The organism is Citrobacter sp. Ca225 (assembly GCF_030337175.1).
In the GTDB taxonomy this organism is placed as follows: domain Bacteria; phylum Pseudomonadota; class Gammaproteobacteria; order Enterobacterales; family Enterobacteriaceae; genus Citrobacter_A; species Citrobacter_A amalonaticus.
In genome coordinates, this window is sequence record NZ_JAOWCD010000049.1 from 47,561 (window position 1) to 65,033 (window position 17,473).

The window sequence follows — 17,473 nt, forward strand, 5'->3', positions numbered from 1 at the left end:
AAGGATCCGTTTTTAAAAAATGACCCGGCCCGCGAAGAACGGGCCGGTCGTTAGCCTCATTACCTGGAGCCCGCAATGCCGTGTGAAGAACTGGATATCGTCTGGAACAATATAAAAGCCGAAGCCCGCGCTCTGGCAGACTGTGAGCCTATGCTGGCCAGTTTTTACCACGCAACGCTACTCAAGCATGAGAATCTGGGCAGTGCGCTAAGCTACATGCTGGCGAACAAACTGGCATCGCCCATTATGCCCGCCATAGCGATCCGTGAAGTGGTCGAAGAAGCGTATGCGGCAGACCCGGAAATGATCGCCTCAGCAGCCTGTGATATTCAGGCCGTCCGCACGCGTGACCCGGCGGTCGATAAATACTCCACTCCGCTTTTGTACCTGAAAGGTTTTCATGCCTTGCAGGCCTACCGTATTGGTCACTGGTTATGGAATGAAGGCCGCCGCGCGCTGGCAATCTTCCTGCAAAACCAGGTCTCCGTGACGTTCCAGGTGGATATTCACCCCGCGGCGAAGATTGGTCGTGGGATCATGCTCGATCATGCCACCGGCATTGTCGTCGGTGAGACGGCGGTGATCGAAGATGACGTGTCGATCCTGCAATCGGTCACCCTCGGCGGGACCGGTAAAACCAGTGGCGATCGTCATCCCAAAATTCGTGAAGGCGTGATGATTGGCGCGGGGGCGAAAATCCTCGGCAATATCGAAGTCGGACGTGGGGCAAAAATTGGCGCCGGTTCCGTGGTGTTACAGCCCGTTCCGCCGCACACCACCGCCGCTGGCGTCCCGGCGCGCATTGTCGGTAAGCCAGACAGCGATAAGCCGTCAATGGATATGGATCAGCATTTCAACGGGATACACCATACGTTTGAGTACGGCGACGGTATTTGATCTCTTGCCCGGTGGCGCTGTGCTTACCGGGCCTACAAAACCGCAGGTCGGATAAGGCGACAGCCGCCATCCGACGATTCAAAGTGTGCGCAAGACTGCGCCAGGATATCCCAACTGGCGCCACGCCTCATACACCACCACCGACACAGCATTTGACAGGTTCATACTGCGGCTGTCCGGCATCATCGGAATACGTATTTTTTGTTCAGCGGGCAGGGCATCGAGAATGCTGGCTGGCAGACCGCGCGTCTCCGGACCAAACATCAGATAGTCGCCATCCTGATAGCTCACCGCGCTGTGTGCAGGCGTGCCCTTGGTCGTCAGCGCGAACATGCGCTGCGGTTTTTCAGCTTCGAGAAATGCAGCGTAATCATGATGGCGAACCACCGCAGTAAATTCATGATAATCCAGTCCCGCGCGGCGCAGGCGTTTGTCGTCCCAGGTAAAGCCCATCGGCTCAATAATATGCAGACGAAAGCCTGTGTTTGCGCACAGACGAATGATGTTGCCCGTGTTCGGCGGGATTTCTGGTTCAAATAAGACGATGTTGAGCATGCTGCCCCCTTAATTACGGGGGGCAGAATAACACTTTCATTACGCCGCATCACCTTGCGATAGCGGTGCCAGTGCGGCAGGGAGCTTGTTGATTTCCTGTACCAGGGAATCCTTGCTGATGTCGGTGATGGATTTCGCACCGGTCAGCGTCATGGCAACTTTCATCTCTTTTTCAATCAGATTCAGCAAGTTTGCCACTCCCCCCTGACCTGCCGTCGCCAGCGCGTACAGATACGCACGGCCCAGCAAAACGGTATCTGCGCCCAGCGCAATCATTCGCACCACGTCCAGCCCGTTACGGATACCGCTGTCCGCGAGAATGGCGATATCGCCTTTAACCGCATCGGCAATGGCGGGCAGTGCGCGCGCGGAAGAGAGCACGCCGTCCAACTGACGGCCTCCGTGGTTAGAGACCACAATCCCATCGGCACCAAAGCGAACGGCGTCGCGGGCGTCTTCCGGATCGAGGATCCCTTTTATCACCATCGGACCATCCCAGAACTCCCGGATCCACTCAAGGTCCTTCCATGAAATTGACGGATCAAAGTTGTTTGCCAGCCAGCCGATGTAATCTTCCAGTCCGGTTGGCTTGCCGAGGTAAGCGGAGATATTGCCGAGATCGTGAGGACGACCGTTCAGACCGACGTCCCACGCCCACTGTGGATGAGTGACCGCCTGCCAGTAGCGACGCAGCGCGGCATTCGGGCCGCTCATCCCGGAGTGAGCGTCACGATAGCGTGCCCCCGGCGTCGGCATATCGACCGTAAAGACCAGCGTTGAGCAGCCCGCCGCTTTTGCGCGTTCCAGCGCATTACGCATGAATCCACGGTCGCGCAGAACATACAACTGGAACCACATCGGACGGTTAATAGTGGGCGCGACTTCTTCTATCGGGCACACGGAGACGGTGGAAAGGGTAAACGGGATCCCTTTCGCATCGGCTGCCGCAGCGGCCTGCACTTCGCCACGGCGGGCATACATGCCGCACAGCCCGACCGGCGCCAGCGCCACGGGCATCGACAGTTTTTCGTTAAACAGCGTGGTTTCCAGGCTCAAGTCAGACATGTTTTTCAGCACGCGCTGGCGTAGCGCCACGTCCGATAAGTCTTCCACGTTACGCCGCAGGGTATGTTCCGCATACGCACCGCCGTCGATGTAGTGAAACAGGAACGGGGGCAGAATGCGCTGGGCTGCGGCGCGATAATCGCTGGCGGCTGAAATAATCATGCTTTGTTCTCCCTGGGATTTTCATTGTGGTCGCCGGGCAGACGGGTAATGCGCGCCTGGCGAGCCTGGTCTTCATCAAATTGTTTAATGGTGGTATGGACGAAACTGAGGTGCGCCATCATCGCCTTACGCGCGCCGTCGGCGTCGCCCGCGAGAATGGCATCCAGTACGGCCTGATGTTGCTCCGTCAGCCGGGAAAAGACGGGCGGAACGAGATACATGCGCTGTCGGCTTTGTTTCACCGACGAATGCAGAACGTCGAAGAACCCGCGCATCGTTTGTAACAGCACCACGTTATGCGAGGCTTCGGCGATAGCCAGATGAAAACGAACGTCGGCCTGTGAGGCAAGATCCGGGTCTTCGCTGAGCGTGGCGTCAAAGCAGAGTTTGATTTTCTCTTTGTCGGCCGTGGTGGCGCGTATCGCCGCATGCCAGGCCGTACTGGCTTCGATGGCGTGTCGGGCTTCGAGAATATCGAAACTGTAATCCGGGTCGTCGGCCATCAGGGTTTTCAGCGGCTGAACGATGTTCTGTTCAGACCACTCTTCATGCTGCCAGCGGACAAACGTGCCGCCGCCGCGACGGCTGAGTAGCACGCCTTCGCTGACGAGCTTTGCCAGCGCTTCGCGCAGCGAGTTACGCGAGACGCCAAGCTGTACCGCCAGTTGGCGCTCGGCGGGCAATTTCATGCCCGCTTCCAGCTGTTGTTCTTCAATCAGCGCCCGCACACGAGAGGCAACCTCGTCCGACAGGCGTCTGGGCATCACGATCATGGAATCATCCAGGTTAAGACGTAAGCCTGAAGCGTGGTGATCACGCCCACCATGCAGGTGAAAATCAGGCTGTGTTTGACGGTAAAACGGAACAGATCCGACTCTTTGCCGACCAGTCCGACCGCCGCACAGGCGATGGCGATGGACTGCGGCGAAATCATTTTTCCGGTGACGCCACCAGTGGTATTGGCCGCCACCATCAGCACATCGGACACGCCGATTTGCTGTGCGGCAGTTGCCTGCAGGGCGGCAAACAGCGCGTTAGATGAGGTATCTGAACCGGTCAGGAATACCCCCAGCCAGCCGAGGAACGGCGAGAAGAAGGTAAAGGCGCTGCCCGTGTGCGCCAGCGCTAACGCCAGCGTCGAAGAGAGCCCGGAATAGTTGGAGATAAACGCAAAGGCCAGCACCATCCCGATGGAGTAGATCGGCAGCGCCAGTTCCTTCAGCGTGCTGCCGAAGGTCTGAATGGCGGCGGAAGGCTTCATCTTCAGCCAGACGATTGACAGCAGTGCGGCGAACAGGATGGCGGTGCCGGTCGCGGAGAACCAGTCAAATTTATACACTGCCGCGTAGGCGGTGGCTTCGTGAACCACGGGCGGCATGCGGGCAACCAGTTTGTCGAGGAACGGGACCGGGATGTTAATCACCCAGTCGTACAGCGCGCCGCCGGGAGCGAACAGGGCTTTAAACGGCGGCACGCTCCAGAGGGTTACGGTGGCCGTCAGGAACAGAAACGGCGACCAGGCGCGAACAACCTGTCCGGCGGTATAGTTCGTGCGTGCCAGCGTCTGATCAACTTGTGATGCGCCCATATCGCCAAAGCGGAAGATGCGAACCGGCTGCCAGCGTTTCAGGAACAGCGTCAGACAGACCAGCGAGACCAGCGAGGAGATGATGTCCGGCAATTCCGGGCCGATAAAGTTGGAGCTGAGGTACTGAGCAATAGCGAATGAACCACCCGCCACCATGACCGCAGGCCAGGTCTCTTTCACGCCGCGCCAGCCATCCATGATCGCCATGATCCAGAACAGTACGATAATTGTCAGGAACGGTAACTGACGACCCACCATCTGGCCGATTTCAAAGCTGTCCAGCCCGGTCACCTGGCCGGCGACCAGAATCGGGATCCCCATGGCACCAAACGCCACGGGCGCGGTATTGACGATCAGGCACAGTCCAGCGGCATACAGCGGGTTAAACCCGAGACCTACCAGCAGCGCGGCAGTGATGGCAACGGGGGCACCAAATCCCGCCGCCCCTTCGAGGAAGGCGCCAAATGAGAAGCCGACGATCAGCATTTGCAAACGCTGGTCAGGGGTAATCGACAGAATGGACGAGCGGATGATGTCGAACTGCCCGGTTTTCACCGAGATTTTGTAAACAAACACTGCGGCGATAATGATCCAGGCAATCGGCCATAGACCGTAGAAGAAACCGTACACCACCGAGGCCAGTGCGTGATCGACCGGCATTTTGTAGAAGAGCAGCGCCACGGCCAGCGCGATCACCACCGTCCACGAAGCGGCAACATAGCCTTTCAGCTTGAGCTTAATCAGCGCGAAAAAGAAAAACAGAATCGGGAGCGATGCGATCAGACTGGAAAGCCAGATGTTACCGGCCGGATCGTAGTTTTGTTGCCAGAGATTCATTGCAGGTCTCCTGAGGACCACACGCACAATGCAGTGAGTCTGTGCTCATCTTTTCGTCACATTGTGTGTAAAAGTGGTCCTGCCAATATTGTTGTGTAGGGATAATGACAACGAATGGTTAATCAAATGTTATTTATTGGCAACGGCAGTGTAGGCTTAAATTAATGAATTGTGAACCAGTGGTCGTAACTGAAGGGGATTGGTAGGGCCAATTAAGGGAGGGCCGGACAGCGGACGTGCTGCCCGGTATAAAAAATCAAAACTCGGTCTTTGCGAAGCCAGTCATCTCTTGCAGGCCCATTTCGCGGCCTAAGGCGGTCATTGGATGAACCACTACCAGACCGCGCACGCTTTTCTTCAGCTTGCCCATATCGGCCTGCTCTTTTTTGCTGATCGCACGACGGTACGGCAGGTTCATCAGTTTCTGCGCCTCTTTGCTCAGTTTTTGACTGTGAACGTCACGCAGACGGGCGATTTCTGCTTCCAGTGTGGCTTTCTCTTTTTCCAGCTCAGCGTATTTATCGGCGGCTTCAACCAGGGACAGATCGGCCTGCTGGTGGCGGATAGCGTCGAGGCGATCGCTCAGACGTTTGATTTCGTTTTTTTCGACTTCTTTCATGGGATGGCTTCTGATAGAAATAAGGTGAATGGCCTATAGTATGCGCGCAGAGCGGGTTTATTCACAACTAATGGGATAATAATAATCAAATAACGCGAGTATTCATTTGCTAACTATTTTTATAACGGACTGATTAATTAAACATTTTAGACCATAACAGGATCATGTAAGAGATAATTTGCCGCCAATGGATTAAGCACGTTTTCCTTAATGTTATGACGCGGGCGATCCTACACTAAAATTGACCGTTGCGCTTAAGCACGGCGGGACCGCATGGAGGAGATAACATGGCAAAAATAGGCGAGAATGTTCCGCTTCTGATTGATAAAGCTGTGGATTTTATGGCCTCAAGTCAGGCGTTTAAAGAGTATCTGAATAAAATGCCTGCGCGTGATGACGTTCCGAGCGAAGTGCCTGCAGAAAATGCGCAGATGTACCTGCAACGACTGAATTATTACCGGCGCCTGTATCAACCCGTGCAGGAAAAGGAGTAGCAGGCAGAGCGAGGCCTACTTCTGGAAGGCTTTTTTTAAGCTGATTTTAGAAATCAGCTCAGTCAGGGAGAGAACCATCGTCGAGCGCACCGCTTGCTGGTAGCGCTGGATTTGCATGGCGTACAAACTGGGGTCGGCGGCGTCAAACTGCGGCGGGGGTGGCAGCGCCAGTACGCAGTGCAGTTCACCGAACGGCCCGAGAATCTCATCATCCGTAAAGGCATACTCATTGCCGTCATGATTCATCTCTTCGCGCATCGCCATCAGCAGCTCTGCGTCTTCATATTCAGGACGACTGAGGACGCCCAGACCGTAGATCAGTTTCAGGCGCACAGACAGATCGCCCAGCGGTCCGTCGCCGTCGAGTAACGGTTCTACAGCGTACTTCACTGCGTAGTCATCTTTGCGAAACACCTGAAGCACCAGAATGTTTACCGCCTCGGTGAGTAACTCCACGGCGGTGATCAGGAAGCTCCGTACGGTTTTGCCAGCATTCAGACGCTCAAGCACACGATTTTCAAAGGCCTGGGTTTGTTCCATTATTGCCTGCATATCTGACAATCTATTAATCAGGCGCAGGGGCTCCTGCGCCAGTTCCAGCATCATTACTTTGCGTTATATGCGCTAACGGCCTCGGCAACGACATCGCTGTTGATATCCAGCCCGGAAATCTGGGCCAGCGCAGTCTGTGGGCCTTTCTCGGCGATCAGCGCGGCCAGCTCCTGCGCCTGCGGATCGTCTTCGCTACGGAAGTGCATCGCGGCAGCAATCCCTTTGACCAGGTTAGCGTGCGGCAAATGGTATTCCAGCGTACCCAGCAACGGTTTGATTAAACGGTCACCCGCGCTCAGTTTACGCAGCGGCTGGCGACCAACGCGCTCAACGTCATCTTTCAGATACGGGTTTTCAAAACGACCGAGGATTTTCTGAATGTATGCCGCATGCTTGTCGGCATCAAAACCGTAGCGTTTGATCAGCACCGCGCCGCTCTCTTCCATCGCCCCTTTGACCACTGCGCGGATTTTCTCGTCGAGAATCGCGTCGCGGATGGTCTGATGACCGGTCAATTTTCCGAGGTACGCGGTTATAGCATGCCCGGTGTTCAGCGTGAAGAGTTTACGTTCGACAAATGCCATCAGGTTATCAGTTAATTCCATTCCCGGGATGTTCGGCAGCTCGCCTTTGAACTGGGTCTGGTCAACGATCCACTCGCTGAAGGTTTCGACAGTCACTTCCAGCGGGTCGTGGGTCGCAGAGGCTGACGGCGGCACGATGCGGTCAACGGCGGAATCCACGAAGCCGACATGGGTGTCAACCCAGGCTTTGTCGTCTTCAGCCAGCGCGTTCAGCACATGACCTTTCAGTTGAGTGGTGCCTCGTACCATATTTTCACAGGCGATGATGTTTAGCGGGGTGGTGATCCCTTGCGCTTTGCGTTTGACCAGGCCTTTGGCGATGGCCGGAGCGATGCGCTCCAGCACGACCGGGCCAACGGCCGTGGTGACCAGGTCAACCTGGGCGATCAGCTCAACAACATCATCGCCAATGCTGCTTACCGCATTGACGCCAGTCACGGTATCCACCTGCTCATTTTCACCCACAACGTGAACCTGGTAGCTATGACGGGCATTCAGGGCGTCGAGCACGACCTGATTTACATCAGCGAATGTCAGTTGTATCCCCGCGTCCGCCAGCAGTTTGCCGATAAAGCCACGACCGATATTACCTGCGCCAAAATGTAATGCTTTCATAGTAGTAACCTTCATTAATGTTTTTACCCGAGAGGGCTGGGGTGAGGGGTTATCTGTTGCTCCCTCACCCAAACCCTCTCCACAAAGGAGAGGATTGGGTCGGCCCGATAAGCGCAATGTCACCGGGCCTCGGGGTTTACTTACGACCCGCCAGCAGCGCCAGCACTTCATCAACGCTGGTGGTGTTAGCCAGGCGTTCGATGACGGATTCGTCATCCAGCGCGTTGGTCAGGCTGGTAATCACCTGAATGTGCTCGTTGTTGCGAGCGGCGATACCGATCACCAGACGGGCGATGTCGTCGTCTTCTTCACCGAAACGAACGCCTTGCGGGTACTGGCAGAACACGACGCCGGTTTTCAGTACGCGGTCTTTCGCTTCAACGGTACCGTGCGGAACGGCGATAGACTCACCCAGATAGGTTGGGGTCAGTTTCTCACGTTCCAGCATCGCATCGACATATTCTGGCTCAACGTAACCGCCTTTCACCAGCTGCTCACCGGCGAAGCGAATCGCTTCTTCTTTGGTCGTTGCCGTACGTCCGAGGAAGATATTCTCCGCACCCAGTTTGAACAGGTTGTTATCCCCTTCGTCAAAGCTGTCTTTCAGGCTGTCGCGGACTTTGACTTCATTGTCAGTGTGGCGCTGAGCGGCAACCAGACGCTCGGTCAGGCTGGAGTACAGGCCGCTGTCGAGGAAGTTGGTCAGCGAAATATGCTGCGCCTGCGGTACCTGACGCATCGCACGTTCGGTGAGATCGCGGTGAGTGATGACCAGGTCAACATCCGGCGGCAGGTTGTTAATCGCGCTGTTGGTGACCGAGATCTGGCTCAGACCGGCATCCTGCACTTTCTTACGCAGTACGCCGGCGCCCATTGCGCTGGAACCCATACCGGCATCACAGGCAACGATGATTTTACGCACGTGGCTCAGGTCGTTGGTGACATCGCCAGCAGACAGCGGAGTACCGCCTTTGGATTCTGCTTTCATGTCATGCATACGGCGGGTCGCCGCTTCAATGTCATCGTCTTCTTTCACTTTGCTGGTTTTCAGCAGAATGGCAGAGACAACGAAGGAGACCGCCATCGCCGCACAGATTGCCGCGATGTTAGCGAAGTAGGCGCCTTTTGGCGTCATCGCCAGCACTGCCAGGATTGAACCCGGAGAAGCCGGAGAAACCAGACCGCCATTCAGGAGAGTCAGCGTAAACACACCCGTCATACCGCCGAGGATAACGGCGAGGATCAGACGCGGGTTCATCAGCACATACGGGAAGTAAATTTCGTGGATACCGCCCAGGAAGTGGATGATTGCCGCACCGCCTGCAGACTGTTTAGCGCTACCGCGACCAAAGAACATGTACGCCAGCAGAACACCCATCCCCGGACCCGGGTTGGCTTCAATCAGGAAGAAGATGGATTTACCCAACTCATGGGACTGCTGAATACCCAGAGGTGAGAAGATACCATGGTTGATAGCGTTGTTCAGGAACAGGATTTTCGCTGGTTCAACGAAGATAGACGCCAGCGGCAGCATGTCATGGACAACCATGAAGTTAACGCCTGCAGCCAACACTTTCGACAGAACTTCAACTGCTGGACCAATGCCGAGGAATGCCAGAATGGCGAGGATCATACCGATGATGCCAGCGGAGAAGTTATTCACCAGCATCTCAAAACCGGATTTGATCTTACCGTCTACCCAACCATCGAAATGTTTGATTGCCCAGCCGCCCAGAGGACCGGCGATCATTGCACCGAGGAACATCGGCATGTCTGCGCCGACGATAACGCCCATGGTGGTGATTGCGCCCACCACGCCGCCGCGTTCGCCACCCACCAGTCTACCGCCGGTATAACCGATCAGCAGCGGCAGGAGATAGGTGATCATTGGGCCAACCAGCTTCGCCAGCGTTTCGTTTGGCAACCACCCTGTCGGAATAAATAGTGCAGTGATAATACCCCACGCGATAAACGCGCCGATATTTGGCATCACCATATTGCTGAGGAATCGACCAAAGCTTTGCACCTTGATCTTAATATCGGATGACATAAAAACACCCCTTCTTATGTTTGCTATCGCGCAGGCTGGAAGCCCGAGGTTTTGTTAATGTAGCGGCAGAGGTAGCCGGACCCTGTAGATACTGCGAAATCTGGCACTGAATCGTTAAGCTGTCCAGTCAGCGACCTTTAATGTGATTTGTGTCACATAAATATAGGGGGTAGGGAGGTAATTGATGTGATATTAATCACAAAACGGCTGTGTAAAAAAGCAACAAACCGTCGTTCTGAACCATTAATGGCATTAATTTGTGATGTAATTCACGTTTTATCTTTGGCTGTTTGTTGAATGTTTGTGATCTGAATCACAAGAAATATTCATCCAGATTTGTCCCGATGTGATCCTGGGCAGATTCCTCTCGTTGTCACCTGGCCTGATGTCATTAAATAACCATCTGGCGTGAAAAATAGTCTTTGGCGTGATGGCGAAAATGCATAACTCCCATTATGTTCAAATCATCAGCCAAATTACATTCGGCTGCCTGCAATAAAAACTCAAATGGGCGTAAAGTCGAGGCGGATATGTTTCTAAATTATTTCGCGTTAGGTGTGCTGATTTTCGTCTTTCTGGTGATTTTTTACGGCGTTATTGCCATCCATGATATCCCCTATTTAATTGCGAAGAAACGCAACCACCCGCATGCCGATGCTATTCATACCGCAGGCTGGGTGAGTCTGTTTACGCTCCATGTGATCTGGCCGTTTTTTTGGATTTGGGCAACCCTCTACCAACCGGAACGCGGCTGGGGGATGCATAATCACATCACGTCGCCGGGACAACATCCTGAAATTGCCGCGTTATCTGCGCGTATTACACAACTCGAGAAAAAACTGGCCGAAGTTAACACGGCTGAGAATACGACGTTTCCGGAGAGTTAATCATGGATCTGTTGATTATATTAACCTACGTCGCGCTGGCGTGGGCAGTCTTCAAAATATTCCGCATACCGGTGAATCAATGGACGCTGGCGACGGCGGCATTAGGCGGTGTATTTCTGGTCAGCGGCCTGATCCTGTTAATGAACTATAACCATCCGTATACCTTTACTGCGCAAAAAGCCGTTATTTCCATTCCTGTTACGCCGCAGGTTACCGGAATTGTCAGCGAGGTGACGGATAAAAATAACCAACTGATTAAAAAGGGTGAAGTGCTATTTAAACTCGACCCGGTTCGCTATCAGGCGCGCGTGGACAGGTTACAGGCCGATCTGGTCACCGCCACGCATAATATCCAGACGCTGAAAGCCCAGCTCTCAGAAGCGCAGGCTAATACGACGCGGGTCTCTGCGGAGCGCGATCGGCTGTATAAAGATTATCAGCGTTACCTGAAGGGCAGCCAGGCGCGGGTGAACCCCTTCTCAGAAAGCGATATTGATAACGCCCGGCAAAATTATCTGGCGCAGGATGCGCTGGTGAAGGGTTCAGTGGCTGAGCAGGTGCAAATTCAAAGCCAGTTAGACAGCATGGTTAACGGCGAACAGTCGCAGATTGCCAGTCTGAGGGCGCAACTGGCAGAGGCGAAATACAACCTCGATCAGACCATTATTCGCGCCCCCAGCAACGGCTACGTCACCCAGGTGCTGATCCGACCCGGTACCTACGCTGCCGCGCTACCGCTGCGTCCGGTGATGGTCTTTATCCCCGAACAAAAGCGGCAGATCGTCGCTCAGTTTCGGCAGAACTCGCTGCTTCGTCTTGAACCCGGCGACGACGCGGAGGTGGTATTTAACGCGCTTCCTGGGCAAGTTTTTCACGGTAAGTTGACCAGCATATTGCCTGTGGTGCCGGGCGGCTCGTATCAGGCTCAGGGGGCTTTACAGTCCCTGACGGTGGTGCCCGGGACCGATGGCGTCCTGGCGACGATTGAACTGGACCCGAATGCCGATGTGGATGCGTTACCCGACGGCATCTACGCGCAAGTGGCAGTCTATTCCGACCATTTCGCCCATGTTTCGGTCATGCGTAAGGTGTTACTGCGCATGACCAGTTGGATGCACTACCTTTATTTGGATCATTGAGAACGCCGTCACCTGCCTTTTCCCGCTGCGTGAGCCATACTCATTGTTTTGTGTTGGCGAAAAGGACTGATCATGAAACTCATTGGTAGCTACACCAGCCCGTTTGTACGAAAAATTTCGATCCTGCTGTTGGAAAAAGGCATCACATTCGAATTTGTTAATGAACTGCCCTACAACGCGGAAAATGGCGTCGCGCAGTACAATCCGTTAGGAAAAGTACCGGCGCTGGTGACTGACGATGGGGAGTACTGGTTCGATTCGCCAATTATCGCCGAATACATTGAACTGCTGGATATTGCGCCAGCGATGCTGCCGCGTGAACCGCTGGCCTCGCTGAAAGTCCGTCAACTTGAGGCACTGGCCGATGGGATTATGGACGCCGGTCTGGTGTCGGTGCGCGAGCAGGCACGTCCCGCCGCGCAGCAATCGGAAACCGAACTGTTGCGCCAGCGCGAGAAAATTAACCGCAGTCTGGATGCGCTGGAAGCGTACCTGGTCGACGGGACGATTAAACCTGACACGGTTGATCTGGCGACCATCGCCATTGCCTGCGCGGTGGGCTATCTCAACTTCCGCCGCGTCTCACCGGGCTGGTGCGTGAGCCGACCTCACCTGGTCAAGCTGGTGGAGACGCTGTTTCAGCGCGAGAGTTTTGCCCGCACTGAACCCCCAAAGGCTTGATTCATATTCTGTCCGTCCAGGCAATCTCACGTTACAATCCCCTCTATGTCGATATCCCTCCCCGTTGTGGGGAGGGTCACCAACAGCCAGGCCTTTTCATGACGACCGAAACCCGTTCGCTCTATAGTCAGCTTCCCGCCATTGATCGCTTATTGCGTGAAAGTGAATTTCTTACCCTGCGTGAGACTCACGGGCATACCCGTGTCGTTGATCTGCTTCGTCAACTGCTTGATGAAGCAAGAGAGATGATTCGCGATACGCAGACGTTGCCTGCGTGGTGTGAAAACTGGGCGCAGGAAGTGAGTCTTCGGCTGGAAAAGGAGGCCCGGAGTGCGCTGCGCCCGGTAATTAACCTGACGGGCACGGTGTTACATACCAATCTGGGTCGCGCTTTACAGGCTGAAGAGGCCGTCGCGGCTGTCACGCAGGCCATGCGCTCGCCGGTGACGCTGGAGTATGATCTGGACGGCGCGGGACGCGGGCATCGTGACCGCGCACTGGCGGAATTGCTGTGCCGTATCACCGGCGCGGAAGATGCCTGCATTGTGAATAACAACGCGGCGGCGGTACTGCTGATGCTGGCCGCCACCGCCGCCGGTAAAGAGGTGGTGGTATCACGCGGTGAGCTGGTGGAGATCGGCGGCGCGTTTCGTATCCCGGATGTGATGCGTCAGGCTGGGTGTACGCTACATGAAGTGGGAACCACTAACCGGACGCATGCCGATGACTATCGCCAGGCGGTAAATGAAAACACCGGCCTGCTGATGAAGGTACATACCAGTAATTACAGCATCGAAGGGTTTACCCACTCTGTTGATGAAACGGAGCTGGTCCAGATCGGCCAGGCGCTGGATATTCCTGTTGTGGCCGATCTTGGTAGTGGTTCGCTGGTCGATTTGAGCCAGTACGGCCTGCCGAAAGAGCCAATGCCGCAGCAGTTGATTGCCGCGGGTGTTAGCCTGGTGAGCTTCTCGGGCGACAAGCTGTTGGGCGGTCCGCAGGCTGGGATCATCGTCGGTAAGAAAGAGATGATTGCGCAATTGCAGCGTCATCCGCTTAAACGTGCGTTGCGGGCGGATAAAATGACCCTTGCTGCGCTGGAAGCGACGTTGCGTCTGTATCTCCACCCGGAAGCGCTGGCCGAGAAACTGCCGACGCTGCGCCTGTTGACCCGACGTAAAGACGCGATTCAGTCTCAGGCGGAGCGGCTTCTGGCGCCGCTGGCCGCGCACTATGGTGCGGAGTTTGCGGTGAGCGTACAGCCCTGTCTGTCGCAAATCGGCAGTGGCTCTTTGCCGGTTGATCGGCTCCCCAGCGCGGCATTAACCTTTACACCGCACGACGGCCGCGGAAGCCGTCTTGAAGCCCTGGCGACCCGCTGGCGTGAGCTACCGGTTCCGGTTATCGGCCGGATTTACGAGGGCCGACTGTGGCTGGATTTACGCTGTCTTGAAGATGAGACCCGGTTTATGGAGATGTTGTTGAAATGATTATTGCGACCGCCGGACATGTCGACCACGGGAAAACGACGCTGCTGCAGGCCATTACCGGCGTGAATGCCGATCGCCTGCCGGAAGAGAAAAAGCGTGGCATGACCATCGACCTGGGCTATGCCTACTGGCCGCAGCCAGACGGGCGTGTGCTGGGCTTTATCGATGTTCCCGGTCACGAGAAGTTTCTCTCAAACATGCTGGCGGGCGTGGGCGGAATCGATCATGCGTTGCTGGTGGTAGCCTGTGACGATGGCGTGATGGCGCAAACGCGCGAACACCTGGCGATCCTGCAATTGACCGGGAATCCGACGCTGACGGTGGCGCTGACCAAAGCCGACCGTGTGGATGATACGCGGGTGCAGGAGGTCCAACAGCAGGTGGAGGATGTCCTGCGCGAGTATGGTTTTGCGCAGGCGACGCTATTTGTGACGGCCGCGAATGAAGGCCGCGGGATTGAGGCGTTACGCGAACATTTGCAGCAACTGCCCGCCCGCGAACACGCCATGAATCAGACGTTCAGACTGGCTATCGATCGTGCCTTTACTGTAAAAGGCGCCGGGCTGGTGGTGACCGGTACTGCGCTGAGCGGTGAAGTAAACGTTGGGGATACGCTGTGGCTGACCGGCGTGAACGCATCTGTGCGCGTGCGCGGACTTCACGCGCAAAACCAGGCGAGTGAGCATGCTCATGCCGGGCAGCGCATCGCGCTGAATATCGTCGGCGATGCTGAAAAGGAGCAGCTTAACCGGGGTGACTGGCTGCTTTCAGACGCCCCGCCTGAGCCGTTCACGCGGGTGATTGTCGCGCTGGAAAGCCACGTCCCGCTTACGCAGTGGCAGCCGCTACATATTCACCATGCGGCGAGTCATGTGACCGGGCGGGTATCGCTGCTGGAAGCTAACCTGGCGGAACTGGTGTTTGATACGCCCCTGCTGCTGGCCGATAACGACCGGCTTGTGCTGCGCGATATCTCCGCGCGCGCGACGCTGGCCGGGGCGCGGGTGGTTGCACTTAATCCGCCACGTCGCGGCAAACGTAAACCCGAGTATCTGCAATGGCTGGCGTCACTGGCGGCGGCGAAAGATGACGGTGCCGCGCTGGCGGTGCACCTGCAACGCGGGGCGGTCAATCTGCCCGATTTTGCGTGGGCGCGCCAGCTAAATGGCGACGGTATGCGTTCGCTCATTCACCAGCATGGATTTATTCAGGCAGGTTACAGCCTGCTGAATGCGGAAGTTGCCGCGCGCTGGCAGCGCAAAATCCTCGACACGCTGGCGACTTACCATGAACAACATCGCGATGAGCCTGGTCCGGGGCGCGAACGCCTGCGTCGTATGGCGCTGCCGATGGAAGATGAAGCGCTGGTGCTGTTGTTGATTGAACAAATGCGCGACAGCGGCGATATTCACAGCCACCATGGCTGGTTGCATCTGCCGGATCACAAGGCAGGGTTTACTGACGAACAGCAGGCTACCTGGCTTAAAGCCGCGCCGTTATTTGGTGACGAGCCCTGGTGGGTCCGCGATCTCGCGCGTGAAACCGCGACCGAGGAGCAGACCATGCGTCTGGTGTTGCGGCAGGCGGCGCAGCAGGGGATGATTACGGCGATCGTAAAAGATCGTTACTACCGTAACGATCGCATTGTGGCTTTCGCCAGCATGATCCGCGAACTGGATCAGGAGAAAGGCTCAACCTGCGCGGCGGATTTTCGCGATCGGTTGGGCGTAGGGCGAAAGCTGGCGATTCAGATACTGGAATATTTCGACCGGATTGGCTTTACGCGTCGTCGTGGAAATGATCACCTGTTACGCGATGCGTTATTATTTCCGGCAAAGGAATAATACAATTTATTAAAAATAAGAAAGAATTGACCTAATAAATAGGTCGAGACGAAAAGAGCCCATTAATTTGTAGCCTAATGTGCTCTTTTATTTTTTCATTAAATAAACACCGCTGTGATCATATTTTCTCCTGAGATTCGTTCGTATGCTGCAATCCCTTCAAAAACTATTAAGGATTGAGCATATGGCTGCTTCTACATTTTATATTCCTTCTGTGAATATAATTGGGGCTGATTTATTAAAAGATGCAATGAATGCTATGGTGGAATATGGCTTTCGTCGGACGTTAATTGTCACCGACAGTGTGCTGACGAAATTAGGCATGGCGGGTGATATTCAAAAAGCATTGCAGAAACATGATATTTTCAGCGTCATATTTGATGGTACACACCCTAATCCGACGACAATTAATGTCGCCGACGGCCTGAAAATCCTGAAAGAAAATGATTGTGACAGCGTTATTTCGCTGGGTGGCGGTTCCCCACATGATTGCGCCAAAGGGATTGCGCTGGTGGCGGCGAATGGGGGTGATATTCGCGATTATGAAGGTGTCGATCGCTCGGCAAAACCACAGTTGCCGATGATTGCCATTAACACTACGGCAGGGACGGCCTCTGAAATGACGCGTTTCTGCATCATCACTGACGTTGACCGTCACATCAAAATGGCGATTGTGGATAAACACGTCACGCCACTGCTCTCGGTAAATGACTCTTCGCTGATGATCGGCATGCCAAAATCGCTGACGGCGGCGACCGGCATGGACGCGCTGACCCATGCGATTGAAGCCTATGTTTCTGTGGCCGCTACGCCGATCACGGATGCCTGCGCCCTGAAAGCGATGACCATGATTTCTGATAATCTGGTCGTTGCCGTGGAATCGGGCGGCAATGTGCATGCGCGTGAAGCGATGGCCTATGCGCAGTTCCTGGCGGGGATGGCCTTCAATAATGCGTCATTAGGTTACGTCCACGCGATGGCGCACCAGTTAGGCGGTTTCTATGACCTGCCGCACGGTGTGTGTAATGCCGTCCTGCTGCCACACGTTCAGGTATTCAACAGCCAGGTGGCCGCAGCGCGTCTGCGTGATTGCGCGGCAGCTATGGGGGTTCAAGTTGCAGGGATGACCGACGCCGAAGGCGCAGAAGCCTGTATCGAGGCGATCCGCGCGCTGGCGCAGCAGGTGAATATCCCGGCGGGTCTGCGAGCCCTGGGCGTGAAAGAAGAAGATATTCCGGTGCTGGCGGCTAATGCGTTGAAAGATGCCTGCGGTCTGACTAACCCAATTCAGGCCACGCACGACGAGATTATGTCGATCTATCGTGCGGCGATGTAATTCGTGACCGCTATCGTAAACCTATAAGCGGCTGGCGAGAAAATCGCCAGCCCCGTCTACCCTTGTTATACACCTGGA

General features: G+C 55.3%; 16 protein-coding genes. 8 read left to right on the forward strand and 8 right to left on the reverse strand.

What is annotated here, in order from left to right; all coding sequences use genetic code 11:
• The first annotated feature begins 75 nt into the window (after positions 1-75).
• Positions 76-897 (forward strand): serine O-acetyltransferase, encoded by an 822-nt coding sequence (cysE, locus tag OGW13_RS02945; RefSeq protein WP_022646641.1) that lies wholly within the window; start codon positions 76-78, stop codon positions 895-897.
• 78 nt (positions 898-975) lie between these two features.
• Here cysE and trmL read toward each other — a convergent pair whose 3' ends face one another.
• The 5 genes from trmL to OGW13_RS02970 all read right to left on the reverse strand — a co-directional run bounded on the left by trmL (position 976) and on the right by OGW13_RS02970 (position 5,723).
• The gene (gene trmL / locus OGW13_RS02950; RefSeq protein WP_042998605.1) at positions 976-1,452 is read right to left on the reverse strand and encodes a tRNA (uridine(34)/cytosine(34)/5-carboxymethylaminomethyluridine(34)-2'-O)-methyltransferase TrmL; all 477 of its coding nucleotides are present in this window, start codon (positions 1,450-1,452) and stop codon (positions 976-978) included.
• A gap of 39 nt (positions 1,453-1,491) precedes the next feature.
• Positions 1,492-2,679: an FMN-dependent L-lactate dehydrogenase LldD gene (gene lldD / locus OGW13_RS02955; protein ID WP_200016173.1), complete on the reverse strand. Its 1,188-nt coding sequence runs from the start codon at positions 2,677-2,679 to the stop codon at positions 1,492-1,494.
• Positions 2,676-3,452 (reverse strand): transcriptional regulator LldR, encoded by a 777-nt coding sequence (lldR, locus tag OGW13_RS02960; protein ID WP_042998603.1) that lies wholly within the window; start codon positions 3,450-3,452, stop codon positions 2,676-2,678. Before lldR ends, lldD begins: the two co-directional genes overlap by 4 nt.
• Positions 3,449-5,104 (reverse strand): L-lactate permease, encoded by a 1,656-nt coding sequence (gene lldP, locus OGW13_RS02965; protein ID WP_042998602.1) that lies wholly within the window; start codon positions 5,102-5,104, stop codon positions 3,449-3,451. Before lldP ends, lldR begins: the two co-directional genes overlap by 4 nt.
• A 256-nt stretch (positions 5,105-5,360) precedes the next feature.
• The gene (locus OGW13_RS02970) at positions 5,361-5,723 is read right to left on the reverse strand and encodes a YibL family ribosome-associated protein (RefSeq protein ID WP_042998601.1); all 363 of its coding nucleotides are present in this window, start codon (positions 5,721-5,723) and stop codon (positions 5,361-5,363) included.
• 287 nt (positions 5,724-6,010) lie between these two features.
• On the opposite strand from OGW13_RS02970, the gene OGW13_RS02975 reads away from it, so the two are divergent.
• Positions 6,011-6,217, forward strand: a complete 207-nt coding sequence (locus tag OGW13_RS02975; protein ID WP_042998600.1) for a hypothetical protein — start codon at positions 6,011-6,013, stop codon at positions 6,215-6,217.
• A gap of 15 nt (positions 6,218-6,232) precedes the next feature.
• On the opposite strand, the gene mtlR is transcribed toward OGW13_RS02975, so the two are convergent.
• The 3 genes from mtlR to mtlA all read right to left on the reverse strand — a co-directional run bounded on the left by mtlR (position 6,233) and on the right by mtlA (position 10,018).
• On the reverse strand, positions 6,233-6,820 hold the full coding sequence (gene mtlR / locus OGW13_RS02980; protein ID WP_046401674.1) for a mannitol operon repressor MtlR: 588 nt from the start codon (positions 6,818-6,820) through the stop codon (positions 6,233-6,235).
• A 2-nt stretch (positions 6,821-6,822) separates the two neighbouring features.
• Positions 6,823-7,968, reverse strand: a complete 1,146-nt coding sequence (mtlD, locus tag OGW13_RS02985) for a mannitol-1-phosphate 5-dehydrogenase (protein ID WP_042998598.1) — start codon at positions 7,966-7,968, stop codon at positions 6,823-6,825.
• Positions 7,969-8,104: 136 nt separating this feature from the next.
• Positions 8,105-10,018, reverse strand: a complete 1,914-nt coding sequence (mtlA, locus tag OGW13_RS02990) for a PTS mannitol transporter subunit IICBA (protein WP_042998597.1) — start codon at positions 10,016-10,018, stop codon at positions 8,105-8,107.
• A gap of 530 nt (positions 10,019-10,548) precedes the next feature.
• On the opposite strand from mtlA, the gene OGW13_RS02995 reads away from it, so the two are divergent.
• The 6 genes from OGW13_RS02995 (at position 10,549) to yiaY (ending at position 17,395) form a co-directional block, all read left to right on the forward strand.
• Positions 10,549-10,905: a DUF3302 domain-containing protein gene (locus tag OGW13_RS02995; RefSeq protein ID WP_287115668.1), complete on the forward strand. Its 357-nt coding sequence runs from the start codon at positions 10,549-10,551 to the stop codon at positions 10,903-10,905.
• Positions 10,906-10,907: 2 nt separating this feature from the next.
• Positions 10,908-12,044, forward strand: coding sequence for an HlyD family secretion protein (locus tag OGW13_RS03000; RefSeq protein ID WP_287115607.1), 1,137 nt, complete (start codon positions 10,908-10,910; stop codon positions 12,042-12,044).
• 72 nt (positions 12,045-12,116) lie between these two features.
• Positions 12,117-12,725: a glutathione S-transferase gene (locus OGW13_RS03005; RefSeq protein ID WP_042998595.1), complete on the forward strand. Its 609-nt coding sequence runs from the start codon at positions 12,117-12,119 to the stop codon at positions 12,723-12,725.
• A gap of 98 nt (positions 12,726-12,823) precedes the next feature.
• Positions 12,824-14,215 carry an L-seryl-tRNA(Sec) selenium transferase gene (gene selA, locus OGW13_RS03010; RefSeq protein ID WP_287115609.1) on the forward strand — a complete coding sequence of 464 codons (1,392 nt, stop codon included), beginning with the start codon at positions 12,824-12,826 and terminating at the stop codon, positions 14,213-14,215.
• Complete coding sequence (gene selB / locus OGW13_RS03015; protein ID WP_200041173.1) at positions 14,212-16,059, forward strand: selenocysteine-specific translation elongation factor; 1,848 nt, start codon at positions 14,212-14,214, stop codon at positions 16,057-16,059. The genes selA and selB overlap by 4 nt, the downstream gene beginning before the upstream one ends.
• 184 nt (positions 16,060-16,243) lie before the next feature.
• On the forward strand, positions 16,244-17,395 hold the full coding sequence (gene yiaY, locus OGW13_RS03020) for an L-threonine dehydrogenase (protein WP_287115611.1): 1,152 nt from the start codon (positions 16,244-16,246) through the stop codon (positions 17,393-17,395).
• Positions 17,396-17,473: the final 78 nt, after the last annotated feature.

Bases quoted from the DNA above. Each gene is read 5' to 3' on its own strand.
- cysE (WP_022646641.1), top strand. From the start codon at position 76: ATGCCGTGTGAAGAACTGGATATCGTCTGGAACAATATAAAAGCCGAA.
- trmL (WP_042998605.1), bottom strand. From the start codon at position 1,452: ATGCTCAACATCGTCTTATTTGAACCAGAAATCCCGCCGAACACGGGC.
- lldD (WP_200016173.1), bottom strand. From the start codon at position 2,679: ATGATTATTTCAGCCGCCAGCGATTATCGCGCCGCAGCCCAGCGCATT.
- lldR (WP_042998603.1), bottom strand. From the start codon at position 3,452: ATGATCGTGATGCCCAGACGCCTGTCGGACGAGGTTGCCTCTCGTGTG.
- lldP (WP_042998602.1), bottom strand. From the start codon at position 5,104: ATGAATCTCTGGCAACAAAACTACGATCCGGCCGGTAACATCTGGCTT.
- OGW13_RS02970 (WP_042998601.1), bottom strand. From the start codon at position 5,723: ATGAAAGAAGTCGAAAAAAACGAAATCAAACGTCTGAGCGATCGCCTC.
- OGW13_RS02975 (WP_042998600.1), top strand. From the start codon at position 6,011: ATGGCAAAAATAGGCGAGAATGTTCCGCTTCTGATTGATAAAGCTGTG.
- mtlR (WP_046401674.1), bottom strand. From the start codon at position 6,820: ATGCTGGAACTGGCGCAGGAGCCCCTGCGCCTGATTAATAGATTGTCA.
- mtlD (WP_042998598.1), bottom strand. From the start codon at position 7,968: ATGAAAGCATTACATTTTGGCGCAGGTAATATCGGTCGTGGCTTTATC.
- mtlA (WP_042998597.1), bottom strand. From the start codon at position 10,018: ATGTCATCCGATATTAAGATCAAGGTGCAAAGCTTTGGTCGATTCCTC.
- OGW13_RS02995 (WP_287115668.1), top strand. From the start codon at position 10,549: ATGTTTCTAAATTATTTCGCGTTAGGTGTGCTGATTTTCGTCTTTCTG.
- OGW13_RS03000 (WP_287115607.1), top strand. From the start codon at position 10,908: ATGGATCTGTTGATTATATTAACCTACGTCGCGCTGGCGTGGGCAGTC.
- OGW13_RS03005 (WP_042998595.1), top strand. From the start codon at position 12,117: ATGAAACTCATTGGTAGCTACACCAGCCCGTTTGTACGAAAAATTTCG.
- selA (WP_287115609.1), top strand. From the start codon at position 12,824: ATGACGACCGAAACCCGTTCGCTCTATAGTCAGCTTCCCGCCATTGAT.
- selB (WP_200041173.1), top strand. From the start codon at position 14,212: ATGATTATTGCGACCGCCGGACATGTCGACCACGGGAAAACGACGCTG.
- yiaY (WP_287115611.1), top strand. From the start codon at position 16,244: ATGGCTGCTTCTACATTTTATATTCCTTCTGTGAATATAATTGGGGCT.